Source organism: Variovorax sp. CF079 (assembly GCF_900101545.1).
Classification (GTDB): domain Bacteria; phylum Pseudomonadota; class Gammaproteobacteria; order Burkholderiales; family Burkholderiaceae_C; genus Variovorax.
The window spans coordinates 165,247-186,032 of record NZ_FMZU01000003.1; the positions used below are offsets into that span (position 1 = coordinate 165,247).

The following is a 20,786-nucleotide window of genomic DNA, read 5'->3' on the forward strand; positions in this document are numbered from 1 at the left end:
TTAGACCGACCAGTGTCCTCCACAAGCTACGACCTGAGCGACGACCAGAAGGCCATCCAGGACCTGATCCGGCGCGTGGCGCGCGACAAGGTGGCGCCGCGCGCCGACGAGATCGATCGCACGGCCGAGTACCCGCACGACATGTTCGAGCTGCTCAAGGGGCTGGGCCTGTTCGCGCTGCCCTTCCCCGCCGAATACGGCGGCACCGGCAGCACGCTGTCGGCCTGCGTCGCGGTCGAGGAATTCGGGCGCGTGTGCTACAACACCGGCTACCTGCTCGTCGTGCAGTGGACGCCGTTCGGCGCGATCCTTGCGGGCGGCACCGAGGCGCAAAAGCAGCGCCTGCTGCCGGGCCTGGCAAGCGGCGAGTTGCGCGGCGCGCTGTCGCTGACCGAGCCGCAGAGCGGTTCCGACGTCTCCGGCATCAAGACCACCGCGCGCCGCACGGCCGACGGCTATGTGTTAAACGGTGCGAAGATCTGGTGCACCAACGCCGACATCGCCGACTTCATCCTGGTCGCCGCGAAGACGCAGGACGAAGCCGGGCAGCCGCTCGGCATCAACCTGTTCGTCGTCGATCGCGGCACGCCCGGCCTGACGGTGGGCCGCAAGGAAGACAAGATGGGCGCCCGCGGCGTGCCGTCGTGCCCGCTCTTCTTCGACGCGGCGAAGCTCCCGGCGGAGAGCCGCCTGGGCCCCGAGGGCGGCGAAGGCTTTAAGGTCGCCATGGAGGCGCTCAACACCAGCCGCCCGATCGTCGCAGCGCGTGCCGTCGGCATCGCGCAGGGCGCGATCGACCACGCCGTCCGATACATCCAGGAGCGGCGCGCCTTCGGCCAGGCGATCAGCGACTTTCAGGGCGTGCGCTGGATGCTTGCCGACATGGTGATGCAGACCGAAGCGGCGCGCCAGCTGGTCTACCGCACCGCCGCCATGGTCGACGCCGGCGTCACAGGTCGGGCGCTGGCGCCGATGGCGGCGATGGCCAAGTGCGTCGCGTCCGATGTCGCGATGAAGGTCGCCACTGATGCGGTGCAGCTCTTCGGCGCCGCCGGCGTGTCGGCCGAGTACCCGATCAACCGCTACTTCCGCGATGCGAAGGTGGTGCAGATCATCGAAGGGACGAACCAGATCCAGCGCAACATCATCGCCAACAGCCTCCTCGGGAAGGCCGGCCGATGACGGGACCGCTGGCCGGCCTGAAGGTCGTCGAGCTGGCTGGCATCGGCCCGGGCCCGATGTGCGCGATGCTGCTTGCCGACCTCGGCGCCACCGTGATCCGCGTCGACCGCAAGCAGCCAGTGAAGCTGGGGCTCGAGCGGCCGCTCAAGTTCAACACGCTGCTGCGCAACCGCGGGTCGATCGCGCTCGACCTGAAGCAAGCGGCCGCGGTGGAGGTCGTGCTCGGGCTGGTCGAGCAGGCTGATGCGCTGATCGAAGGTTTCCGCCCCGGCGTCACCGAGCGCCTCGGCCTGGGGCCCGACGTCTGCCTCGCGCGCAATCCGCGCCTGGCCTACGGGCGCCTGACCGGCTGGGGCCAAAGCGGGCCGCTGGCGCAGGTGGCGGGGCACGACATCAACTACCTTGCCATCACCGGCATCCTGGAGGCGATCGGCCGCGAAGGCCAGCCGCCGTCGATCCCGCTGAACCTGCTCGGCGACTATGCGGGCGGATCGCTGTACATGGCCGTCGGCCTGCTCGCCGCGATCCTGGACGCGCGCCGCACCGGCCAGGGCCAGGTCGTCGACGCAGCGGTTGTCGACGGCGCCGTGCACCTGGCGACGACCTTCCACGGCATGGTCGCGGGCGGTATCTGGCGCGAAGGCCGCGGCGGCAACCTGACCGACGGCGGCTCGCATTTCTATGACTGCTACGAGTGCGCCGACGGCCGCTGGATCGCTGTCGGGCCGATCGAGGAGAAGTTCTTCGCCGAGCTGCTCGCCCGGCTGGAGATCGACGCCTCGAAGCTCGGCCCGCAGATGTCGCGCGAGCACTGGAAGCCCGCCAAAGAGCTGCTCGCCGCCACGTTCAAGAAGCGCACGCGCGACGACTGGGCGGCGCGCCTCGAGCAGACCGACGCCTGCGTGTCGCCGGTGCTGAGCTTCGCCGAGGCAGCGCGGCATCCGCACCTGAAGGCGCGCGGCAGCCTGGTCGAGATCGACGGCATCGTGCAGTCCGCGTCTGCGCCGCGCTTCTCCCGCAGCACGCCCGCCATTCCGACGCCGCCGCAGCCGGTCACGCCGGGGAACACCGACCGGGCCTTGTCGCGCTGGTTCTCCCAGGAGAAGATCGCGGCACTGCGACGCGACGGCGTCATTGATTAGGGTCTGTTGACCTGGACACCCCATGGACCTCCGCTACACCGACGAAGAACTCGCCTTCCGCGACGAGGTGCGCGCCTTCTTCGCGACGGCGCTGCCGCCGGAGATCCGCCGCAAGTGCGAGCTCGGCCAGCGCATCGGCAAGGACGAGATGGAGCGCTGGGTGCGCATCCTGCACGACCGTGGCTGGGCCACGCCGTCGTGGGCGCCCGAATGGGGCGGCACCGGCTGGGACGCGGTCAGGCAGTACATCTTCAAGGAAGAGCTCGCGATGGCACCGGCGCCCGAGCCGATCTCCTTCAACATGAACATGATCGGGCCGACGCTGATTGCCTTCGGCAGCGAGGAACAGAAGCGCCGCTTCCTGCCCCGCATCGCGCGCATGGACTATTGGTTCTGCCAGGGCTTCTCGGAGCCGGGTGCGGGCTCGGACCTGGCGGCACTGCGCACCAGCGCGGTCCGCGACGGCGACCACTACCTCGTCAACGGCCAGAAGCTGTGGACCTCGACCGCGCACCATGCCGACTGGTGCTTCCTGCTTGTGCGCACCGACCCGGCAGCGAAGAAGCAGCAGGGCATCACCTACCTGCTGATGGACATGCGTTCGCCGGGCGTCTCGGTGCGGCCGATCGTGACGATCGACGGACACCACGAGACCAACGAGATGTTCCTCGACAACGTGCGCATCCCGGTGGCGAACCGCGTCGGCGAAGAGAACAAGGGCTGGGACTACGCCAAGTACCTGCTCGGTCACGAGCGCAGCGGCATTGCCCGCGTGGGCGTCTCGAAGTTCCGGGTGCGCCGCGCCAGGCAGCTGGCCGCGCAGGTGCTGCAGGGCGGCCGGCCGCTGATCGAGGACGTGCGCTTCCAGGAGCGCGTCGCCGAGATCGAGGTCGAGCTGAAGGCGCTCGAGATCACGCAGATGCGGCTGATCGCCGAAACGGCCAAGCGCCCCAACGGCAAGCCCGACCCCAAGTCCTCGATCCTGAAGATGAAGGGCTCGCAGCTGCAACAGGCGGCGGCCGAGCTGCTGCTGGAGGTGGCGGGACTGCATGCGCTGGAGTTCGACCCCGGCTTCGTCACCGGCCGGCCTGACGCGGCCGAGGAGGCCGACGACTGGGCGCTCACGATCGCCGCCAACCACTACTGGGCGCGGCACGTGTCGATCGTCGGCGGCTCGAACGAGATCCAGCGCAACATCCTCGCCAAGACAGTGCTCGGGCTCTGACCAACCATGGATTTCGACCTCACCGATGAGCAGCGCATGCTGCAGGACAGCCTGCAGCGGCTTTTGGCCGAACGCTGCGGCTTCGAACAGCGCCTCGCCTGCCGCGACGAGCCCGCCGGCTACAGCCGCGAGTTGTGGTCACGCTATGCAGAGATGGGCCTGCTCGGCCTGCCCTTCGCCGAAGGCGACGGCGGCCTCGGCGGCGGCCCCGTCGAGACCCTGATCGTGATGCAGGCCCTCGGCCGTGCGCTCGCGCTCGAGCCCTACCTCCCGACAGTGGTGCTGTGTGGCGCCTTGCTGCGCCAGGCCGGCTCGGCCGCGCAGCGGGATGCGCAGGTGGGCGCGATCGTCGCCGGCGAGCGCACGCTGGCCTTCGCCTCTGCCGAAGCCCAGTCGCGCTACGACCTGGCCGACGTGGCAACGCGGGCCGAGCGCGAGGGCGATGGCTGGCGGCTCTGCGGCACGAAACGGTTCGTGCTGGCCGGCGACAGCGCCGACCTGCTGATCGTCTCGGCCCGCACGAACGGCGACTCGCGCGAGTGCGACGGCGTGTCGCTGTTTCTCGTCGACCCGGGCGCCGCCGGTGTCACGCGCCGCGGCTACCGCACGCAGGACCACCAGCGCGCCGCCGACATCTGCTTCGATGCAGCGCACGTGGGTGCCGACGCCTTGCTCGGCCCCGAGGGCGCCGCACTGCCGCTGATCGAGCACGCGATCGATACCGCCACGGCCGCGCTGTGCGCCGAAGCGGTCGGCGCGATGGAGCGGGTGCACGAGATCACCGTCGAGTACCTGAAGGTGCGCAAGCAGTTCGGCGTCGCCATCGGCAGCTTCCAGGCGCTGCAGCACCGTGCGGTAGACATGCTGGTCGCCGTCGAGCAGGCGCGCAGCATGGCCTTCTATGCAGCGATGATGTGCGGCGAGCCCGACCCCGCAGCGCGCGGCCGCGCGATCTCCGCCGCCAAGGTGCAGATCAACAAGAGCGCGCGCTTCGTCGGGCAGGAGGCGATCCAGCTGCACGGCGGCATCGGCATGACCGAGGAATGCCAGGCCGGACACTACTTCCGGCGGCTGTCGGTGATCGAGATGCTGTTCGGCGACACCGCACACCATCTGCGGCGGGTGGCGGCCGCAGGCGCAATGAGCTAGGCCGCTCGCGCCTCGATGCCGCCGACCACGCCAGACGCCTTCGCCGCGACTTCCTTGACCGCGGCCTTCAGCTGATCGAGCTCGTTGCGGAAGCGATCCGACGGTCCGGCGATGTTCAGTGAGGCGATACAGTTGCCGTCACCATCGAACACCGGCGCGGCCACGGCGGCCAGCCCGACCATGTAATTGTCCACCGAGGTCGACACGCCTTCGGCGCGGATCCGGTCGAGCTCGCGCGAGAGCGACGCGCGCGTGAGCGGAATCGCCGTCCTGACCTTGAACTGCACCGACGACAGGTAGGCATCGCGCCAACGCTTCTCGGTATAGGCGAGCAGCAGGCGCCCGGCGGAGCTGGCATAGAGCGGCCGCGTGGTCCCCACCGGAATTTGGTAGCGCACCGGGTGCGGGCTGTCGATGACCTCGACATAGGTCAGCACCTCGGCATCGCGGTTCAGCACACCCAGCAGCACGGATTCGCCGGTGCGCTGGCAGAGCTCCTCCATGAACGGCCGGATCATCTTCGGGAAATTCCAGGCCGACATCACGCTCGCGGCCAGCCGGAAGATCGATGGCCCCAGCCGGTACTGGCCGGCGCTGTGGATCAGGTAGCCCTCGGCGACCAGCGGGCGCAGCAGGTTCAGCAGGCTGCTCTTGGGGGACTCGAGCGTGACGTTGAGCTCGGCCAGCGACATGCCGTCGGGCGTCATCGACAACACGTCGAACAGGCCGAGCAGTCGCGTGAGCGAGCGTGGGCCGGTGACATCGCGATCCGCGGGGAGGCTTGTGTTGTTGTCTTCGACGATTTTCTTGGTGACCATTGAATCCCCGTGCAGGCTGGACGGGCCGCTCAGTTCGGTCGGGCCTGTCAGGCTGGCAATGCTACCCGAGCTCGGTTCCATCGCAGCCTCTACAGCGCCCCGGTCAGCTCGGGGACGGCCTGGAACAGGTCGGCCACGAGGCCGTAATCCGCCACGCCGAAGATCGGCGCCTCCGGATCCTTGTTGATCGCGACGATGACCCTGCTGTCCTTCATGCCCGCCAGGTGCTGGATCGCCCCCGAGATGCCGACCGCGACATACAGCTGCGGCGCGACGATCTTGCCGGTCTGGCCCACCTGGCAGTCGTTCGGCGCATAGCCGGCGTCGACGGCGGCGCGCGACGCGCCCACCGCGGCCCCGAGCTTGTCGGCCAGCCGGTCGAGCAGATGGAAGTTCTCGCTGCTTCCCATGCCGCGGCCGCCGGAGACGACCATGCGCGCCGCGGTCAGCTCGGGCCGCTCGGAGACCGTCAGCGCCTGGCCGACGAAGCGCGACGTTTCGCTGGCCGGCCGGGCCGGCACCGGCACGAGCGTCGCCGCACCGCCGCTGCCTGCCGCGTCGAAGGCCGCGCCGCGCACGGTGAGGACCTTGATCGCATCCAGCGCCTTCACGGTGGCCATTGCATTGCCTGCATAGATCGGACGCACGAAGGTGTCCGGCGCGATCACTTCGGTGATGTCGGAGATCTGCGCCACGTCGAGCAAGGCGGCCACGCGCGGCATCACGTTCTTGCCCACCGACGTGGCGCCGGCGAGCACATGGCTGTAGTCGCGCGCCAGCGCCGCGACCAGCTCCGCGAGGCTTTCAGCGAGCGGATGCACATACGCAGCGGCATCAGCCACCAGCACTTTCGCGACGCCGGCGATCGCCGCGGCCTCCTGGGCCGCGCCGTCGCAACAGTGGCCGGCGACCAGCAGGTGCACCTCGCCGCCGATCTGCGTCGCGGCCGTCACGGCCGCCCGGGTGGCGCCCTTAATCGCGCCGTGCTCATGTTCCGCGAGGATCAGGATCGCCATCTCAGAGTACCTTTGCTTCGGACTTCAGCCTAGCGATCAGCGTCGCCACATCGCCCACCTTGACGCCGCCGGCCCGCTGCCTCGGCTCGCTGACCTTCAGCACCTGCGTGCGCGGCGCGAGGTCGACGCCGAGCGTCGATGCGGCGATCGTCTCGAGCGGCTTCTTCTTCGCCTTCATGATGTTCGGCAGGGTCGCGTAGCGCGGTGAATTCAGGCGCAGGTCGACCGTGACGACCGCCGGCAGTTTCAGCGCCAGCGTCTCGAGCCCGCCGTCGACCTCGCGCGTGACTTCGACGCCGTCGCCGCCGACGACCACCTTCGATGCGAAGGTCGCCTGCGGCCGGCGCAGCAGCGCGGCGAGCATCTGGCCGGTCTGCCCAGCGTCGTCGTCGATCGCCTGCTTGCCGAGGAAGACCAACTGCGGCTGCTCCTTGTCGGCCAGCGCCTTCAGCAGCTTGGCGACGTGCAGCGGCTCAAGCGCGTGCGAGGTTTCGACCAGGATGCCGCGATCGGCGCCCAGCGCCATCGCGGTGCGCAAGCTTTCCTGGCAGGCCGGCACGCCGATGCTCGCGACAACGACCTCGGCGACGACCCCCGCCTCCTTCAAGCGGACGGCCTCCTCCACCGCGATCTCGTCGAAAGGGTTCATCGACATCTTGACCCCGGCCAGATCGACGCCGGTGCCATCGGACTTGACGCGTGCCTTGACGTTGTAGTCGATCACGCGCTTGACTGCGACCAATACCTTCATGCCCGGATCCTCCTCACACCGGATCCCACGGCGTCAGCTTCATCGACGGCACGTTGTCGAAGAAGCTGGCCTCGAAGGCCGGCATCGCCTCGTCGGCGATCATCTCGGGCGTCCAGCCGCCGCCGCGGTGCATCGAGCGGATCATGCGGATCTGGCTGAAGAAATAGATCTCGTTGGCGCGCACACCGAAGATCTGCCCCGAGACCTTTTCGGCGCGGTCGCTGGCGAGGTACACCGCGAGGGGAGCGATCTTGGCGCTCTCCATCTTCTTCAGCTTTTCCACGCGCGCCTTCTCCTCCGGCGTGTCGGCCGGGATGCCGGCCGTCATCGCCGTCCACGCCCACGGCGCGATGCAGTTGGACCGGACCTTGAACCGCGCCATGTCGAGCGCGATCGACTTCGACAGGCCCACGATGCCCATCTTTGCGGCCGAGTAGTTGCCCTGGCCGAGGTTGCCGATCAGCCCCGAGGTCGAGGTCATGTGCACGTAGCTGCCGCTCTCCTGGCTCTTGAAATGCGGCGCCGCCGCGCGCGTCATGTAGAAGGAGCCGTTCAGGTGCACGTCGATGACGGCCTGCCACTCCTCCTTGCTCATGTTGAAGATGAAGCGGTCGCGCACGATGCCGGCGTTGTTGACGATGCAGTCGATGCGGCCGAAGCTGTCGAGCGCGGCCTGCACGATCTTGTGAGCCGAATCCCACTCGGCCACGCTCTCCACCGCCGCCACCGCCTGCCCGCCCGATTCCCTGATCTCGGCGACCACCGAATCGGCCAGCGCCTGGCCGCTTTGCTTGTCGCGCGCGAGGTCGTTGACCACCACCTTCGCGCCGTGCGCGGCGAACGCCTTCGCGAAGTCGCGCCCGATGCCGGCACCGGCGCCGGTCACCACCACGACCTTGTCTTGAATCATGCCCATCCGCTTGCTCCTTGAGTTCGATGTCTAGTCGCCGCTGAAATCGGGCGTGCGCTTGCCGCGGAAGGCAGCGACGGCTTCGGCGTGGTCGCGCGTCTGGTTCGACAGCAGCTCGTAGGCCATACCGGCGTCCATCACCGAAGCGGCGATCTGCTTGAGCCCGACGTTGATCGTGGCCTTGGTCCACTGGATCGCGCGCCGCGCGCCGCCGGCCAAGCGCTGGGCCCAGGCGTCGACGGCCGCATCCAGCTCCTCGGCCGGCACGGCGAAGTTGACGAGCCCGATCGCGGCCGCCTCCTCGCCGGTGATGGCATCGCCGGTCAGCAGGTATTGCTTGGCTCGCGCATAGCCGACGAGCTGCGGCCAGATGACCGCGCCGCCGTCGCCAGCGACGAAGCCGACCTTCACGTGCGGATCGGCGATCTTCGCGTGATTGGCGGCGAAGATGGTGTCGCAGAACAGCGCCAGCGTCGCGCCCAGGCCCATCGCGGCGCCATTCACCTTCGCGATCACCGGCTGCGGCACGTCGAGCAGCCCCATCACGAGGCGCTTGGCCATCGTCGCATCCGGCACCATCAGCGAAGGGCGGTCGATCAGGCGCTGCATCTGCTCGACGTCGCCGCCGGCGCTGAAGGCTTTGCCAGCGCCGGTCAGCACGACGACGTGCGTCGCATCGTCGCGAGGCAGTTCGCCGAACAGGCGCTCGAGCTCGTCGTGCATCGCGGTGTCGAACGCGTTCAGCGCCTCCGGGCGGTTGAAGGCCACGTGAAGCACGCTCCCGTCGCGGCGCAGAGCGAGGCTGCGGTAATGGTCGAGGTTCACGATGCCGTCTCCAGTTGCGCCTCGACAAAACGCCTGAGGTGCCAGTCGCCGTCGCCATACAGCGTCGTCAGCGCCAACAGCCGCTTGTAGTAGTGGCCGATCGGGTACTCGTCGGTGAGCCCGATGCCGCCGTGCAGCTGGATGCCCTGCCCGCCGACGAAGCGGGCGGACGATGCCAGCAGCACCTTCGCGGCCGAGACCGCTTGCCGCCGCGCCGCCGGCGCGCCATCGAGGCTGGCGATGCCGCGGTACAGGATCGATCGCGTCTCCTGGACCTCGACGAACATCTCCGACATCCGGTGCTGCAGCGCCTGGAAGCGACCGATCGGCTGGCCGAACTGCTGGCGCGTCTTCAGGTACTCGCTGCTCGTCTCGAGCACCGCCTCCATGCAGCCCAGCGCCTCGGCCACTTGCGCGAGCGCGGCGCGGTCGAGCGCCTCCTCGAGCGTCGCGAGGCCGCCACCGGGTGCCGTGAGGCGCGCGTCGGCGGCAACGAAGACCGAGCGCAGCTCCAGGTCGGCGGCCAGCGTGCCGTCGATCAGCGGATAGCCGTGCAGCGTGACCGCGCTCCGGTCGACCAAGAACAGCGAGAGCCCTTCGTCGGCGACTCGCGCCGACACGATGAAGCGGCCCGCCCCCGGCGCCCCAACGACCATCAGCTTGGTCCCCTCGATCACGAAACCTTCGCCCTCGGCGCGCGCCGTGGTCGACGCCGCGTCCAGCTCGTAGCGGCTGGTCGGCTCGCTGTGCGCGAGCGCGATCTGCAGCGCACCGCCGGCGATGGCTTCGAGAAGCTCACCGCGCCGATGCGCTGCGAACACCGGCGCATCGGCGGTCTCGACCAGTCGGGCCGCCAGCACCGCGCAGCCGATGAAGGGCTCAAGCGCCAGCGCGCGGCCGAGCTCCTCGGCCACCAGGGCTGTCTCGACGAAGCTGCAGCCCAGGCCGCCGAAGGCCTCCGGGATGCCGAGGCCGAGCCACCCCATCTCGGCGTACTGCGCCCAGTGCGGCGTCGATGCGCTGCCGGCAGTCTGCAGCCGGCGCCGCGCCTCGAAGCCGTACTGCTCGCGCACGTAGCGGTTCGCGGCATCGCGCAGCATCTGCTGCTCTTCGCTGAGGTTGAAGTCCATTTACCCGTTCCTGCCTGCGTCCTGCCTACAGCCCGAAGGCGAGCTTGGCGATGATGTTCTTCTGGATCTCCTGCGATCCGCCGTAGATCGTCGACGCGCGCGTAATCAGCGCCTGCGCGGTGCGGCCGGGCACCTGCGGCGGCCAGCGCAGCGCCTCGTCGCTATCGATCGCTTCGCCTTCGCCGTGACCCCACTGGCGCAGCGCATGCAGGCCCAGCGCTTCCACCTGCAGTTCGGTCACACGCTGCTGCAGCGCCGAGCCGCGCAGCTTCAGTGCCGACACCACCGCGTCGAGGTTGTGGCGGTTCTTCTCCTCCGACAGCACGCGCAGCACAGAGTATTCGAGCGCGAGCAGCTCGACCTCGACGCGCGCGAGCTTGCGCGCGTACTCGGGGCGCTCGATCAGGCGCTGGCCATTCACGCGCTGCACCGTGGCGATCTCGCGCGCCTTCTCGAGCTCGCGCTTGTTGAAGTAGAGGAAAGCGCTCGCGGTGCGCTCCTTGCCGAGCAGGTACTTGGCATAGGTCCAGCCCATGCCCGCCTCGCCGACCAGGTTTTCGCAGGGAACGCGCACGTTGTCGAGGAACACCTCGTTGAGCCCGAGGCCGCCTTCGATCGAGACGATCGGCCGCACCGTCAGGCCCGGCGTGTCCATCCTGATCAGCAGGAACGAGATGCCGCGCTGCGGCTTCACGTCGGGGTCGGTGCGCACCAGGAAGAAGCCCCACTCGGCCATGGAGGCATCGCTGGTCCAGATCTTCTGGCCGTTGACGACGTAGTCGTCGCCGACGCGCTCGGCCCGCGTCTTCAGGCTCGCGAGGTCCGAGCCGGCGTTGGGCTCGGAAAAGCCCTGGGTCCAGAACTCGTCGCCGGCCAGCATCGGCGGCAGGAAGCGCCGCTTCTGCGCCTGCGACGCAAACGCGAGCATCACCGGCGCGACCATGTGCAGCCCCTGCCAGCTGTAGTCGAGCCCGTCGGCGTCGTACAGCTCCTGCATGAACAGGTGCTTGCGCAGCGGGCTCCAATCGGTGCCGCCCCATTCGAGCGGCCAGTGCGGCGCGCCCCAGCCGCGGCCGTGCATCAGCTTCTGGAACGCCCGCACGTCCTCGCGCCCCGGCGGATGCGCGCCGATGTAGAAGCGGCGCGCCATCGGCCGCGGCAGGTGGTCGCGCAAGAACGCGCGAACCTCCAGTCTGAAGGCCTCGTCCTCGGGAGAAAACTCGAAGCGCATGGACGGTATCGTTCCCTGTTGGTCAAATATACGAACGGTGTTCGCTTAGTTTAACGACATGCAGCGGACTGTCAATGCTTCGTCGTTTGCGCAGAGCACGCGCGCGGGCGGCGGATCCATGAACAGCTCGGCCACCGCGGCGGCGCGGCGGCGCAGCACCACGACCGGGCTGAGCGAGGCCTTGGCGGTCATCTCGCCGCTGTCGAGCGTGGCCGGCTCGGTCTCGGCGACGATGCGCCGCACGCGGTTCGAGCTGCCGGTGGCGCCGGCGGCCAGCGCATCCAGCCGCTGCTGGAAGGCCGCTCGAACGAGCGGGCTCGCGACGACCTCGCTCGCCGGCGCATCGGCCGCGAGGGCCGCATCGAGCGCACGGCACGCCGCCAGATCGGGAAACACCAGCGCGCCGACATGGTCCTCGCCGCTGCCGGCGATCACCAGGTCCTGCACGAGCGGCGAGAACGCAGCCAGCGCGGTGCAGCGCAGCGGCCCCGCATGGACCCAGGTGCCGCTGGAGAGCTTGAAGTTCTCGGCGATTCGGCCGTCGAAACGCAGCCCGCGCTCGGGATGCGTGGGGTCGACGAAGCTCGCCGCGTCGCCGAGGCAGAAGTAGCCTTCGTCGTCGAAGGCAGCAGCGCTGCGCTCGGCATCGTTCCAGTAGCCGGGCGTCACGCAGTCGCCGCGCACGCGCAGCTCGAGCTTGTCGTTCACCGGCGCGAGCTTCAGCTCGACGCCGGCCACCGGCAGGCCGACGATCGCCTCGCGGCGCGGATCCCGCCCCGTCGTCAGCGGCACCGGGCCGCATTCGGTGGAGCCGATGCCCGAGACGATCAGCACCCTCTCGCCGCAGTGCTTCACCGCCACTTCGTCGAGACCGGCCCAGACGTGCGCGGGCAGCACGGCACCGCCGTAATACAGCAGCTGCAGCCGCTCGTAGAAGCGCGCGCGCAACTGTGCGTCGTCACGCAGGTACGGCAGCAAGGCGGCCAGGCCCCCCGGCGTGTTGTAGTAGATCGTCGGCGATACCTCGCGCAACGCGTCCACGCTGGGCTGCACCGCCTCGGCCATCGGCTTGCCGGGGTCCAGGTAGTAAGACCCGCCGCAGTACAGCGCGATGCCGAGGTTGTTGGTGCCGCCGAAGGTGTGGTGCCACGGCAGCCAGTCGACCAGCACCGGCGGCTCGTCGAGCAGGAAGGGCATTGCCTGCACGACCTGCTGGCGGTTGCTGCAGAGCATGCGCTGCGTCAGCATCACGCCTTTCGGCTCGCCGGTGGTGCCGGAGGTGAACATCAGCTTGGCCACCTGCTCGGGCCGGATCGCGTCGTAGGCTGCGTCGACCGCGTTCCCCGGCGCGGCGCCCTGCAGCGTGGAGAACGGCGTAGCGCCGCCGCCGGCCTCGCTGGCGACGAACTCCGACTCGGGGAAGGCCTCGCGCGCGGCACGCCCGTAGGCCGCGGCGCTGGACGCATAGACCAGCCCGGGGCGCACGCGCTCGTTCAGGAACTTCAGCTTCGCGTGGTCCTGCGACAGCAGCGAGTACGCCGGCGTCACCGGCACGTACGGAATGCCGACGTGCGTGCAGGCCAGCGCCAGCAGCTGGTTGTCGAAGTCGTTCTCCGACAGGATCATCACCGGCCGCTCGGCGCCGAGGTCGCGGTCCAGCAGCGACTGGCCGATCGCCCTCACCTTGCGCAGCGTGTCGGCGAAGGACAGGGTCTCCCAGGCGCCGGTCTGCGGACCGTGCGGCGGTCGGCGCGCGAGGAACACATGCTCCGGCCGTTCGAGGGCCCACTGGACCAGCCGGTCGGTGTAGCGCCTCGGATAGCGCTGCAGGGGCTCGGCGAGGCGCATTCGAATGTTGCCGTCCGAATCGTGCGCCACCTCGCAGGCGCTCGGGCCGAGCCGCACCGGACGGATCGGTGCGTCGAACCAGGGATCGCGCTGGTGCATGGAATGCGTCTCCTGAAGCGTGGCCGTCGCTGCAACGGCATAGTCATGTTGTCGAACATCGTACTACAATGCGAACACCAGAGACAAGCCGAACGCGCCATGACCGACCTCCTTTGCGAACGCTCCGACGACGGCATCGCCACGCTGACGCTCAACCGGCCCGATGCGCTGAACGCCTTCAGCTTCCCGATGTACGAGGCGCTGATCGCGCAACTCGAGGCACTTCGGCACGACGCCGGCACGCGCGTGCTGATCGTCACCGGCGCCGGTCGCGCGTTCTGCGCCGGCCATGACCTGCGTTCGCCCGGACCGGCGCCGTGGGTCGACCCGGCGCTCGGCAAGCCCTATGTGGCGAAGCACTCGATCACGCGCATCGCGCAGATCCCACTCTTGATGCGCCAGTTGCCGCAGCCGGTGATCGCCGCGGTGAACGGCGCCGCGGCGGGCATCGGCTTCGCGTTCGCGCTGGCGGCCGACTTGTGCCTCGCCGCGCAATCGGCCAAGTTCGTCAACTCGATCCACAACGCCGGCACCGGACACGAGCTCGGCATGAGCTGGATGCTGCCGCGTGCGGTCGGCACCCAGCGCGCCGCCGAAATCCTGCTGACGGCGCGCCCGGTGCTGGCCGATGAGGCGGCGCGCATCGGCCTGGCGCTGCGCGTGGTGCCGGACGACCGACTGCTTGCCGAAGCGCGCGAGCTCGCCGCGGCGATCTGTGCCAACGTGCCGCTCGGCGTCTGGCTCACCAAGCAATCGTTGTGGCTGAACCAGGGCGTCGCGAGCCTGGAGGCGGCGTGCGAGATCGAATCGCGCGCGGTGTTCCAGGCCCAGGCCACCGAAGACGCGGCGGAGAAGCGCCAGGCCTACTTCGAGAAGCGCGCACCGCGCTTCGGCAATCGATGAGCCATTCCCCGGCGGACATCCCGGCGGGCTTCGAGCCCATGCCGGCCTTCGGACCGTTCCACGAGCTGGTCGGGCCGTTGTACGTGGCACGCCGCGATGCCATCCACATCGTCGGCCTGCGCGTCGAGGACAAGCATCGCAACCGCGGCGCGATGATGCACGGCGGCATGATCTGCATGCTGGCCGACACCGCGATCGTCTGGGCCGCCAAGCATGCGCGCGAGCCGAGACCGAAGATGCTGACGACCAACCTTTCGGTCAATCTGATCGGCAACGCAGCACCCGGCGCCTGGGTGGAAGCCCGGGTCGATGTCGTGCGCGCCGGGCGACGCGTCGTGTTCGCCAACTGCTATATCTGGAGCCAGGGTCAGCGCATCGCGCAGGCCAGCGCGCAGTGCCAGGTCATCGGAGAGGAAACGGCATGAGACCGATAGGCGCCGCGCCGCAAGATCGCCCTGCTCTGAGCGCCCCCTAAAGCATCCCGCGATCCTTCGCCGTCTTCACGTCGTCGCCGACCAGCCCGCGCTCGCGCAGCACGGCCACCGTCGCCTCCAGCGCTTCGGCCACGCACGGAAAGCCGCAGTACGGGATCGCCTGGATCAGCGCCTCCTGCAGCTCGGTCACCGTCAGGCCGTTGTTCAGCGCCGCGCGCACGTGGTTCTTCAGCTCGTTGGGCTTGCCCATGCCGACGAGGATGCCGATCGTGACGAGGCTGCGCTCCTTGCGCTCCAGGCCCGGGCGCGACCAGACGGCGCCGAACGCCGACTCGAGCGCGATCGTCGCGGCGGACGCCGCGAAGCCTCCGGAGTGAGCCGCCGAAAGCATCCCGTCGAGGAAGGCCTCTCCGAGCATCTCGCGCACGAGGTTCACGCCCCGCCGGTAGTTGGGGCTTTGGTCGTCTTCGCTGCTCATCGAGGGGTCTCCGGGTGGTTGGGTATGCGCTTGCGGCGAGGATTCGGGTAAACCCGCTTGGTGGGACGCCCGGGTCATCGCCTACAGTGAACTACGTTCTATTTTACGAACATTGTTCCACAACATGCAAGCTACGGAATCTCTGGCGAGAGGGCCCCTCACCTCGCCCGGCGCACGTGAACTGGAGACTTCGAACCACCTGCTGGGCGACCGTGCCGCACTCGATGCCGCCTGGGAGCGCAATGGCTACTGGTTCTTCCGCGATGTGCTGGACCACGGCGCGGTCGCACGCCTGCGCGCCGTCTACATGCAACTGCTCGGCGAGTACGGCGTGGCCGACCCGGCGGACCCCCAGGCCCGCTACACCGGCGCGAGCCTCGAGGGCTTCCCCTTGCGGATGGATCCGCTGTCGAAACGCAAGGCCTGGCAGCCCTTCGTGCGCGAGCCGGCGATCCACGCCTTCTTCCGGCGCCTGCTGGAGGACGAGCCCTTCTGGATCCCGACCGTCGAATACCGTGCCACGCCGCCGGCCGCCGACCGCGCGCGTTCGCGCCTCGACTTCGTGCACCAGGACGGCTTCTACAACAAGGGCATTCCGTTCCGGATCTGCTGGATCCCGCTCGCCGGGATCGATGAGGACGTCGGCGGCCTGATCCTCGGCGAAGGCCTGCACCGCGGACCGATCCTGCACGACACCAAGCAGCCGCCGCTCTATCCGATTCCCGAGGGCGCAGTGCCGGCCGAGCGCTGGCGCCGCGCCACCTACTGGCCGGGCGACGTGCTGCTGATGGACCTGAACACGCCGCACACCGGCCTCGCGAACCATTCCGACCGCTTTCGCCTGTCGATGGACATCCGCGTGATGGGCGCGAACGAGAACCCGCCGATGGTCGGCCGCCTCATCGCTGTCGAGCCGCAGATAGTCGGCCTCGAAGGCGATGACGGGCGCGGCGGGCGTTTCATCGTCGACCAGGCGACCTATTGCCGCGGCCTCGACGGCAAGCAGGTCCCGCTGGCCGACGTCGGCAAGCATTTTCACGTCGGCGACGAAGTGATCCTCGCGGCCCGGGACGGGCGCGCGACGATCATGCGCCCGATCCACTGAGCGCCATGCCACGACCTTCCCGCTACTTGCAGCGACTGGCCGGCAAGGTCGCGATCGTCACCGGCGCCGGCTCGCAGGGCGATGGCGTCGGGACGGGCAAGGCGATGGCCTATGTCTTTGCGCGCGAAGGCGCGCGCGTCGCGCTGGTGGACCTGGACGCAGAGCGCGCCGAGATCACGCGCCGCATGATCGCCGGCGACGGTGGCGACGCCTTCGTCTGCGCCGCCGACGTCACCGAAACGGACGGCTGCCGCCGCGTCGTCGCGGCGACGCTCGAACGCTACGGCTGCCTCGACGTGCTGGTGAACAACGTCGGCCACGGCGCCGGCGGCGGCCGCCTCGAGGCGCTGCCCGACGGGCTGTGGCAGCGCGTGCTCGACGTCAATCTGAAGAGCGCGGTGCTGATGACGCAGCAGGCGATCACGCATCTGGTCGCCTCGCGCGGCAACGTGGTCAACATCGCGTCCAGCGCCGGCCTGCGTGCCCACGGCGGCGCGGCCTATGGGCCGTCGAAGGCTGCCGTCGTGGCGTTCTCGCGCGAGCTCGCGGTGATGTACGGCCGCGACGGCGTGCGCGCGAACACGATCGCGCCGGGCCATCTGTTCACCCCGCTGGTCGAGCAGTTCATCGACGCCGCCGGTCGCGAGCGCCGCCGCCGCATCGCACCGCTGGGCATCGAAGGCGACGCGTGGGATGTCGCTGCCGCCGCGCTGTTCCTCGCAAGCGAAGAGGCGCGCTTCATCACCGGTGCCTGCCTGCCGGTGGACGGCGGCGTCGGCGAAGTGGCGGCGCTCGCCGCCCTGGAAATGATCGCGGCCGAGGACGATGCGACGGCGGCCCTGGCAGGAGACAAGTCATGAACAAGTGGCTGAAGAGCAGCGACACCATTCTTTTCAGCGTCGACGCGCGGGTGGCGCGCATCACGCTGAACCGGCCGGACAAGCGCAACGCGCTGTCCGACACCATGCTCAGCGAGCTCGAGCAGGCGCTGCTCGAAGCCGACGATCGGCGCGACGTGAACGTGGTGGTGATCGACGGCGCCGGGCGCGACTTCTGCGCCGGCTACGACCTGGCCGGCGCCTACGCCGGCGTCGCACCCGAGAACATGCCCTACGATCCGGCGCTCTACCGCAGCCAGCGCCGCGGCTTCGACGACGACTGCTGGGCGCTCGAACGCACGCTCGAGCAGCGCATGCGCATCTTCGACCTGCACAAGCCGGTGATCGCGAAGATCCACGGCAACTGCCTGGCCGGCGGCACCGACCTCGCCTTCCTGTGCGACCTGGTGCTGGCGGCCGAGGATGCGCGCATCGGCTTTCCGGCGACACGCGCGAACGGCACGCCGCCGACCCAGTTCTGGCTCGCGCATGCCGGTCCGCAATGGGCCAAGCGGCTGATGTTCACCGGCGACTGCATCACCGGGCTCGATGCGGCGCGGCTCGGCCTGGTGATGGAAGCCGTGCCGGCCGACCGGCTCGAGACCGAGGTCGCGGAACTCGCGCGCCGCATCGCGCTGACCGACGTCGACCTGCTCGCCGCGCACAAGCGGGTGGTCAACCTCGGCATGGAGCTGATGCATGTGCGCACGCTGCAGCGGCTTACCGCCGAGCTCGACGCGCGCGCGCACCTGGCCAACGGGCCGCGGCGCACGCAGTTCAAGGCCGACATGGCGTCGGGCGGGCTGAAGCAGGCGCTGAAGAACCGCGACGAGCCGTATGGAGACAGCGTCGTGCGCCTGAAGGCCCGCGGCGCCTCGGCGGGCGAAGGCTGAGCCGCCCCAGACTCCTAGAGCCGTCCCGTCACCGGCAGCCCGACCCCGGTCACCGCGCGCGCCGCATCCGACAGCAGGAACCCCACCACCTCGGCGATCGCCTGCGGCGTCACCCAGCGCGAGGTGTCGGCATCGGGCATGTCCTTGCGGTTGGCCGGCGTGTCGATGATGCCCGGCAGGATCGCGTTGACGGTCATGCCGCGGTCCTTGGTTTCATCGGACAGCGCCTCGGTGAGGCGCAGCACGCCGGCCTTGGAGGCCGCATAGGCGCCCATTCCCGCAGCCGCCTTGCCCGCGGCCCCGGCGCCGATGTTGACGACCCGGCCCGCTCGTTCCAGCAGGTGCGGCAACGCCGCCTTGCAGGCGTGGAGCGCCGTCTTCAGGTTGATCGTGTGCATGCGGTCCCAGGTGGCCGGGTCGCCGTCTGCGATCGTCTCCCAGCTGAAGCCGCCGGCGATGTTGACCAGTGCATCGACACCACCGAAGCGCTCGGCCACGCGCGCAACCGCCGCCCGCGCCGCGTCGAAGCGCGACAGGTCTGTGCCGGGCAGCAGGAGGTGCGACGCTTCGAACGCCTGCGCGAATTCGGTCGGCGCGACCGGCGACGCATCGAGCAGCGCCAGCCGCGTCCCCTGCCCCGCCAGCGTGCGCACCACCGCCTGGCCCAGCGCACCGAACGCGCCGGTCACGATCACCACCTTGTCCTGCGTCGTCAGCATCCCAACGGTTTCAAGCAAGCTCGACGACGCCGTTGTTAAGCACCACGGTCTTGCGCGCATCGACGCTGGCGCGCAAGCGCAGCAAGGTCGCGCCGTCGCGCCAGATTTCGTAGCGCACGGCCTCGCCCGGCCAGACCGGCGAGGTGAAGCGCAGCGCCAGGCGCTTGAGCCGCGCCGCATCGTGGTCGAGCACCCGCTCGATCACCGCGCGCGCGGCCATGCCGTAGGTGCACAACCCGTGCAGGATCGGGCGGTCGAAACCGGCCTTCGCCGCCACGTCGGGATCGGCATGCAGCGGGTTCACGTCGCCGCTCAGGCGGTAGATCAGCGCCGACTCGGGCCGCGTGGCATAGCTCAGCTCGAAATCGGCGGCGCGCTCCGGCACCGCAGGCAGCGGCTCGGGGCCGGGATCGCTCCTGCCGCCGTGGGCGCTGAAGCCGCCGTCGCCGCGCAGGAAGGTCACGTTGCGGCTCTCGGCCACCGTGTCGCCGCTGGCCTCGTCGACCAGCGTGCGCAGCACCACCGCGACCGCCCCCTTGCCGACGCCCTTGTCGGTCAGCGAGACGACGCGGTTGCGCGCGATCACGCAGCCCTTGGCCGGCAGCGGGCGCAGCAGCCGCACGTCCTGCTCGCCGTGCACCAGCTTGACGGCATCGGCGCCTGTCTTGGGGTCGCGCCACCAGATGCCGGGGGAGCCCATGACCGCGGCCATGGTCGGGACCGCCTGCAGCTCCTTCTCGTAGACGAAGCGCAGCGCGCCGCGATCCATTGGATCGTGGCCGTAGCCCAGGCCCAGCGCGTACAGCATCGTGTCGCGCTCGCTGTAGCGGTGCACGATGTCGGGAAAGGTCCAGTTCTTGCAAATTTCGTAGTCGAGCATTTCCGATTCCGATGCCTAGAGCGTGTCTTCGCTGCCGAGGATCACGAGCGCCTGGTGCGAGAGCTCGCCGCCGTTGCCCTGCGCGATCGCGAGATTCGCACCCGGCACCTGCCGCTCGCCGGCATCGCCCGCGAGCTGGCGCGCCGCCTCGACGATCGTGAACAGGCCATACATGCCCGGGTGCACGCAGGACAGGCCGCCGCCGTTGGTGTTCACCGCCAGTTCCCCGCCCGGCGCGATGCGGCCGCCTTCGACGTAACGGCCGCCTTCGCCCTTCTCGCAGAAGCCGAGATCCTCGAGGAACAGGATCGGGTTGATCGTGAACGCGTCGTACAGCTCGACGACATCGATGTCCTTCGGGCCGACGCCGGCCTGGGCATAGGCGCGCGGGCCGGCCTCGGCGAGCCCGGTGACGGTCAGGTCCGGCATGCTCGCGATCTCGCGGTGGGTGGTGGATTGCGCGCCGCCGAGCAGATACACCGGCCGTCGGCACAGGTCCCGCGCACGGTCCGCGCGCGTCATCACCACTGCGGCCGCGCCGTCGGTCACGAGGCAGCAGTCGCGCACGCCGAAGGGGTCGGCGACCAGGCGCGCCTTCAGGTAGTCGTCCATCGTCAGCGGCTCGCGCACGTAAGCCTCGGGGTTCAACGCAGCCCATTGGCGCGCGGCCACGGCGACGGCGCCGAGCTGCTCCTTGGTCGTTCCGTATTGGTGCATGTGGCGTGCCGCGGCGAGCGCATAGGAGGAGATCGGGCGCAGCGGCTTGTACGGCGACTCCCACGGCGAGGGCCGCGACGATTGCAGGAGCTTGCCCGTGCTGCTGCGCTGGTTGCTGCCGTAGGCAATCAGCGCCACGTCGCACAACCCGGCGTCGAGCGCCAGCGCTGCGAGCATCGCATGCACCTGGAACGACGAGCCGCCGGTGCGGTTGTTGTCGAGGAATCGCGGATGAATGCCGAGCGTCTCGGCGAACGTGAGGCCGGAGAGCGAGTCGTCCATGACGACGACGAACAGGCCATCGACGTCCGACGGCTTCAATCCGGCCTGCGCCAGCGCCAGCACGCTCGCCTGGTGCGCCAGCTCCATCGCGCTGTAGCCCGGCGAAGCGCCGCAGCCGAAGGTGGCGGTGCCGACGATCGCGGTCCGGCCGCGGGGAAAGCGTTCCTGCAT

The 20,786-nt window shown here is 69.5% G+C and carries 21 protein-coding genes; 9 read left to right on the forward strand and 12 right to left on the reverse strand.

Going from position 1 to position 20,786, the window contains the following annotated elements:
- Positions 1-12: 12 nt before the first annotated feature.
- Genes BLS74_RS05105 through BLS74_RS05120 form a run of 4 tightly spaced genes read left to right on the forward strand, consistent with a single transcriptional unit; the run spans position 13 to position 4,698 of the window.
- Entirely contained in the window at positions 13-1,182 is a 1,170-nt protein-coding gene (locus BLS74_RS05105; RefSeq protein ID WP_093103473.1) for an acyl-CoA dehydrogenase family protein, read from the forward strand.
- Positions 1,179-2,324 (forward strand): CaiB/BaiF CoA transferase family protein, encoded by a 1,146-nt coding sequence (locus BLS74_RS05110; protein ID WP_093103475.1) that lies wholly within the window; start codon positions 1,179-1,181, stop codon positions 2,322-2,324. Before BLS74_RS05105 ends, BLS74_RS05110 begins: the two co-directional genes overlap by 4 nt.
- Before the next feature lie 22 nt (positions 2,325-2,346).
- Positions 2,347-3,549: an acyl-CoA dehydrogenase family protein gene (locus BLS74_RS05115; protein ID WP_093103476.1), complete on the forward strand. Its 1,203-nt coding sequence runs from the start codon at positions 2,347-2,349 to the stop codon at positions 3,547-3,549.
- Between the two features lie 6 nt (positions 3,550-3,555).
- A complete protein-coding gene (locus BLS74_RS05120; RefSeq protein WP_093103478.1) occupies positions 3,556-4,698 on the forward strand; it encodes an acyl-CoA dehydrogenase family protein in 1,143 nt (380 codons plus the stop codon).
- Here BLS74_RS05120 and BLS74_RS05125 read toward each other — a convergent pair.
- From BLS74_RS05125 to BLS74_RS05160, 8 genes are all read right to left on the reverse strand, one after another.
- Complete coding sequence (locus BLS74_RS05125) at positions 4,695-5,516, reverse strand: IclR family transcriptional regulator (RefSeq protein WP_093103479.1); 822 nt, start codon at positions 5,514-5,516, stop codon at positions 4,695-4,697. The genes BLS74_RS05120 and BLS74_RS05125 overlap by 4 nt on opposite strands.
- Before the next feature lie 89 nt (positions 5,517-5,605).
- The gene (locus tag BLS74_RS05130) at positions 5,606-6,532 is read right to left on the reverse strand and encodes an electron transfer flavoprotein subunit alpha/FixB family protein (protein WP_093103481.1); all 927 of its coding nucleotides are present in this window, start codon (positions 6,530-6,532) and stop codon (positions 5,606-5,608) included.
- Position 6,533: 1 nt separating this feature from the next.
- The gene (locus BLS74_RS05135; protein WP_093103482.1) at positions 6,534-7,283 is read right to left on the reverse strand and encodes an electron transfer flavoprotein subunit beta/FixA family protein; all 750 of its coding nucleotides are present in this window, start codon (positions 7,281-7,283) and stop codon (positions 6,534-6,536) included.
- Positions 7,284-7,296: 13 nt separating this feature from the next.
- Positions 7,297-8,199: an SDR family NAD(P)-dependent oxidoreductase gene (locus BLS74_RS05140; protein WP_093103484.1), complete on the reverse strand. Its 903-nt coding sequence runs from the start codon at positions 8,197-8,199 to the stop codon at positions 7,297-7,299.
- 24 nt (positions 8,200-8,223) lie between these two features.
- Positions 8,224-9,018: an enoyl-CoA hydratase/isomerase family protein gene (locus BLS74_RS05145; protein ID WP_093103485.1), complete on the reverse strand. Its 795-nt coding sequence runs from the start codon at positions 9,016-9,018 to the stop codon at positions 8,224-8,226.
- The gene (locus BLS74_RS05150; protein ID WP_093103487.1) at positions 9,015-10,148 is read right to left on the reverse strand and encodes an acyl-CoA dehydrogenase family protein; all 1,134 of its coding nucleotides are present in this window, start codon (positions 10,146-10,148) and stop codon (positions 9,015-9,017) included. Before BLS74_RS05150 ends, BLS74_RS05145 begins: the two co-directional genes overlap by 4 nt.
- A 25-nt stretch (positions 10,149-10,173) precedes the next feature.
- On the reverse strand, positions 10,174-11,379 hold the full coding sequence (locus tag BLS74_RS05155) for an acyl-CoA dehydrogenase family protein (protein WP_093103488.1): 1,206 nt from the start codon (positions 11,377-11,379) through the stop codon (positions 10,174-10,176).
- A 45-nt stretch (positions 11,380-11,424) separates the two neighbouring features.
- Positions 11,425-13,326: a feruloyl-CoA synthase gene (locus tag BLS74_RS05160; protein WP_093103490.1), complete on the reverse strand. Its 1,902-nt coding sequence runs from the start codon at positions 13,324-13,326 to the stop codon at positions 11,425-11,427.
- A 99-nt stretch (positions 13,327-13,425) separates the two neighbouring features.
- Between BLS74_RS05160 and BLS74_RS05165 the strand changes: the two genes are divergently transcribed.
- Both BLS74_RS05165 and BLS74_RS05170 read left to right on the forward strand, forming a co-directional pair.
- Positions 13,426-14,229, forward strand: a complete 804-nt coding sequence (locus BLS74_RS05165) for an enoyl-CoA hydratase/isomerase family protein (protein ID WP_093103491.1) — start codon at positions 13,426-13,428, stop codon at positions 14,227-14,229.
- Positions 14,226-14,654 (forward strand): PaaI family thioesterase, encoded by a 429-nt coding sequence (locus BLS74_RS05170; RefSeq protein ID WP_093103493.1) that lies wholly within the window; start codon positions 14,226-14,228, stop codon positions 14,652-14,654. The genes BLS74_RS05165 and BLS74_RS05170 overlap by 4 nt, the downstream gene beginning before the upstream one ends.
- A gap of 46 nt (positions 14,655-14,700) precedes the next feature.
- On the opposite strand, the gene BLS74_RS05175 is transcribed toward BLS74_RS05170, so the two are convergent.
- Positions 14,701-15,141 carry a carboxymuconolactone decarboxylase family protein gene (locus tag BLS74_RS05175; RefSeq protein ID WP_093103494.1) on the reverse strand — a complete coding sequence of 147 codons (441 nt, stop codon included), beginning with the start codon at positions 15,139-15,141 and terminating at the stop codon, positions 14,701-14,703.
- A 124-nt stretch (positions 15,142-15,265) separates the two neighbouring features.
- Between BLS74_RS05175 and BLS74_RS05180 the strand changes: the two genes are divergently transcribed.
- Genes BLS74_RS05180 through BLS74_RS05190 form a run of 3 tightly spaced genes read left to right on the forward strand, consistent with a single transcriptional unit; the run spans position 15,266 to position 18,017 of the window.
- Positions 15,266-16,246, forward strand: a complete 981-nt coding sequence (locus tag BLS74_RS05180) for a phytanoyl-CoA dioxygenase family protein (RefSeq protein WP_212733631.1) — start codon at positions 15,266-15,268, stop codon at positions 16,244-16,246.
- 5 nt (positions 16,247-16,251) lie between these two features.
- Positions 16,252-17,106 (forward strand): SDR family NAD(P)-dependent oxidoreductase, encoded by an 855-nt coding sequence (locus tag BLS74_RS05185; protein ID WP_093103496.1) that lies wholly within the window; start codon positions 16,252-16,254, stop codon positions 17,104-17,106.
- Positions 17,103-18,017: a crotonase/enoyl-CoA hydratase family protein gene (locus tag BLS74_RS05190; protein ID WP_093103497.1), complete on the forward strand. Its 915-nt coding sequence runs from the start codon at positions 17,103-17,105 to the stop codon at positions 18,015-18,017. The genes BLS74_RS05185 and BLS74_RS05190 overlap by 4 nt, the downstream gene beginning before the upstream one ends.
- Before the next feature lie 14 nt (positions 18,018-18,031).
- Here the strand turns inward: BLS74_RS05190 and BLS74_RS05195 are convergent, their stop codons facing one another.
- From BLS74_RS05195 to BLS74_RS05205, 3 genes are read right to left on the reverse strand one after another with little or no spacing between them, the layout of a single operon-like run.
- The gene (locus tag BLS74_RS05195) at positions 18,032-18,736 is read right to left on the reverse strand and encodes an SDR family NAD(P)-dependent oxidoreductase (RefSeq protein WP_093103499.1); all 705 of its coding nucleotides are present in this window, start codon (positions 18,734-18,736) and stop codon (positions 18,032-18,034) included.
- Positions 18,737-18,746: 10 nt separating this feature from the next.
- Positions 18,747-19,616 (reverse strand): MaoC/PaaZ C-terminal domain-containing protein, encoded by an 870-nt coding sequence (locus BLS74_RS05200; protein WP_093103500.1) that lies wholly within the window; start codon positions 19,614-19,616, stop codon positions 18,747-18,749.
- Between the two features lie 15 nt (positions 19,617-19,631).
- Positions 19,632-20,786: a thiolase gene (locus BLS74_RS05205; RefSeq protein WP_093103502.1), complete on the reverse strand. Its 1,155-nt coding sequence runs from the start codon at positions 20,784-20,786 to the stop codon at positions 19,632-19,634.

Bases quoted from the DNA above. Each gene is read 5' to 3' on its own strand.
- BLS74_RS05135 (WP_093103482.1), bottom strand. From the start codon at position 7,283: ATGAAGGTATTGGTCGCAGTCAAGCGCGTGATCGACTACAACGTCAAG.
- BLS74_RS05120 (WP_093103478.1), top strand. From the start codon at position 3,556: ATGGATTTCGACCTCACCGATGAGCAGCGCATGCTGCAGGACAGCCTG.
- BLS74_RS05150 (WP_093103487.1), bottom strand. From the start codon at position 10,148: ATGGACTTCAACCTCAGCGAAGAGCAGCAGATGCTGCGCGATGCCGCG.
- BLS74_RS05185 (WP_093103496.1), top strand. From the start codon at position 16,252: ATGCCACGACCTTCCCGCTACTTGCAGCGACTGGCCGGCAAGGTCGCG.
- BLS74_RS05140 (WP_093103484.1), bottom strand. From the start codon at position 8,199: ATGGGCATGATTCAAGACAAGGTCGTGGTGGTGACCGGCGCCGGTGCC.
- BLS74_RS05155 (WP_093103488.1), bottom strand. From the start codon at position 11,379: ATGCGCTTCGAGTTTTCTCCCGAGGACGAGGCCTTCAGACTGGAGGTT.
- BLS74_RS05110 (WP_093103475.1), top strand. From the start codon at position 1,179: ATGACGGGACCGCTGGCCGGCCTGAAGGTCGTCGAGCTGGCTGGCATC.
- BLS74_RS05205 (WP_093103502.1), bottom strand. From the start codon at position 20,786: ATGCAGGAACGCTTTCCCCGCGGCCGGACCGCGATCGTCGGCACCGCC.
- BLS74_RS05130 (WP_093103481.1), bottom strand. From the start codon at position 6,532: ATGGCGATCCTGATCCTCGCGGAACATGAGCACGGCGCGATTAAGGGC.
- BLS74_RS05195 (WP_093103499.1), bottom strand. From the start codon at position 18,736: ATGCTGACGACGCAGGACAAGGTGGTGATCGTGACCGGCGCGTTCGGT.
- BLS74_RS05200 (WP_093103500.1), bottom strand. From the start codon at position 19,616: ATGCTCGACTACGAAATTTGCAAGAACTGGACCTTTCCCGACATCGTG.
- BLS74_RS05175 (WP_093103494.1), bottom strand. From the start codon at position 15,141: ATGAGCAGCGAAGACGACCAAAGCCCCAACTACCGGCGGGGCGTGAAC.
- BLS74_RS05170 (WP_093103493.1), top strand. From the start codon at position 14,226: ATGAGCCATTCCCCGGCGGACATCCCGGCGGGCTTCGAGCCCATGCCG.
- BLS74_RS05115 (WP_093103476.1), top strand. From the start codon at position 2,347: ATGGACCTCCGCTACACCGACGAAGAACTCGCCTTCCGCGACGAGGTG.
- BLS74_RS05165 (WP_093103491.1), top strand. From the start codon at position 13,426: ATGACCGACCTCCTTTGCGAACGCTCCGACGACGGCATCGCCACGCTG.
- BLS74_RS05190 (WP_093103497.1), top strand. From the start codon at position 17,103: ATGAACAAGTGGCTGAAGAGCAGCGACACCATTCTTTTCAGCGTCGAC.
- BLS74_RS05125 (WP_093103479.1), bottom strand. From the start codon at position 5,516: ATGGTCACCAAGAAAATCGTCGAAGACAACAACACAAGCCTCCCCGCG.
- BLS74_RS05180 (WP_212733631.1), top strand. From the start codon at position 15,266: ATGCAAGCTACGGAATCTCTGGCGAGAGGGCCCCTCACCTCGCCCGGC.
- BLS74_RS05160 (WP_093103490.1), bottom strand. From the start codon at position 13,326: ATGCACCAGCGCGATCCCTGGTTCGACGCACCGATCCGTCCGGTGCGG.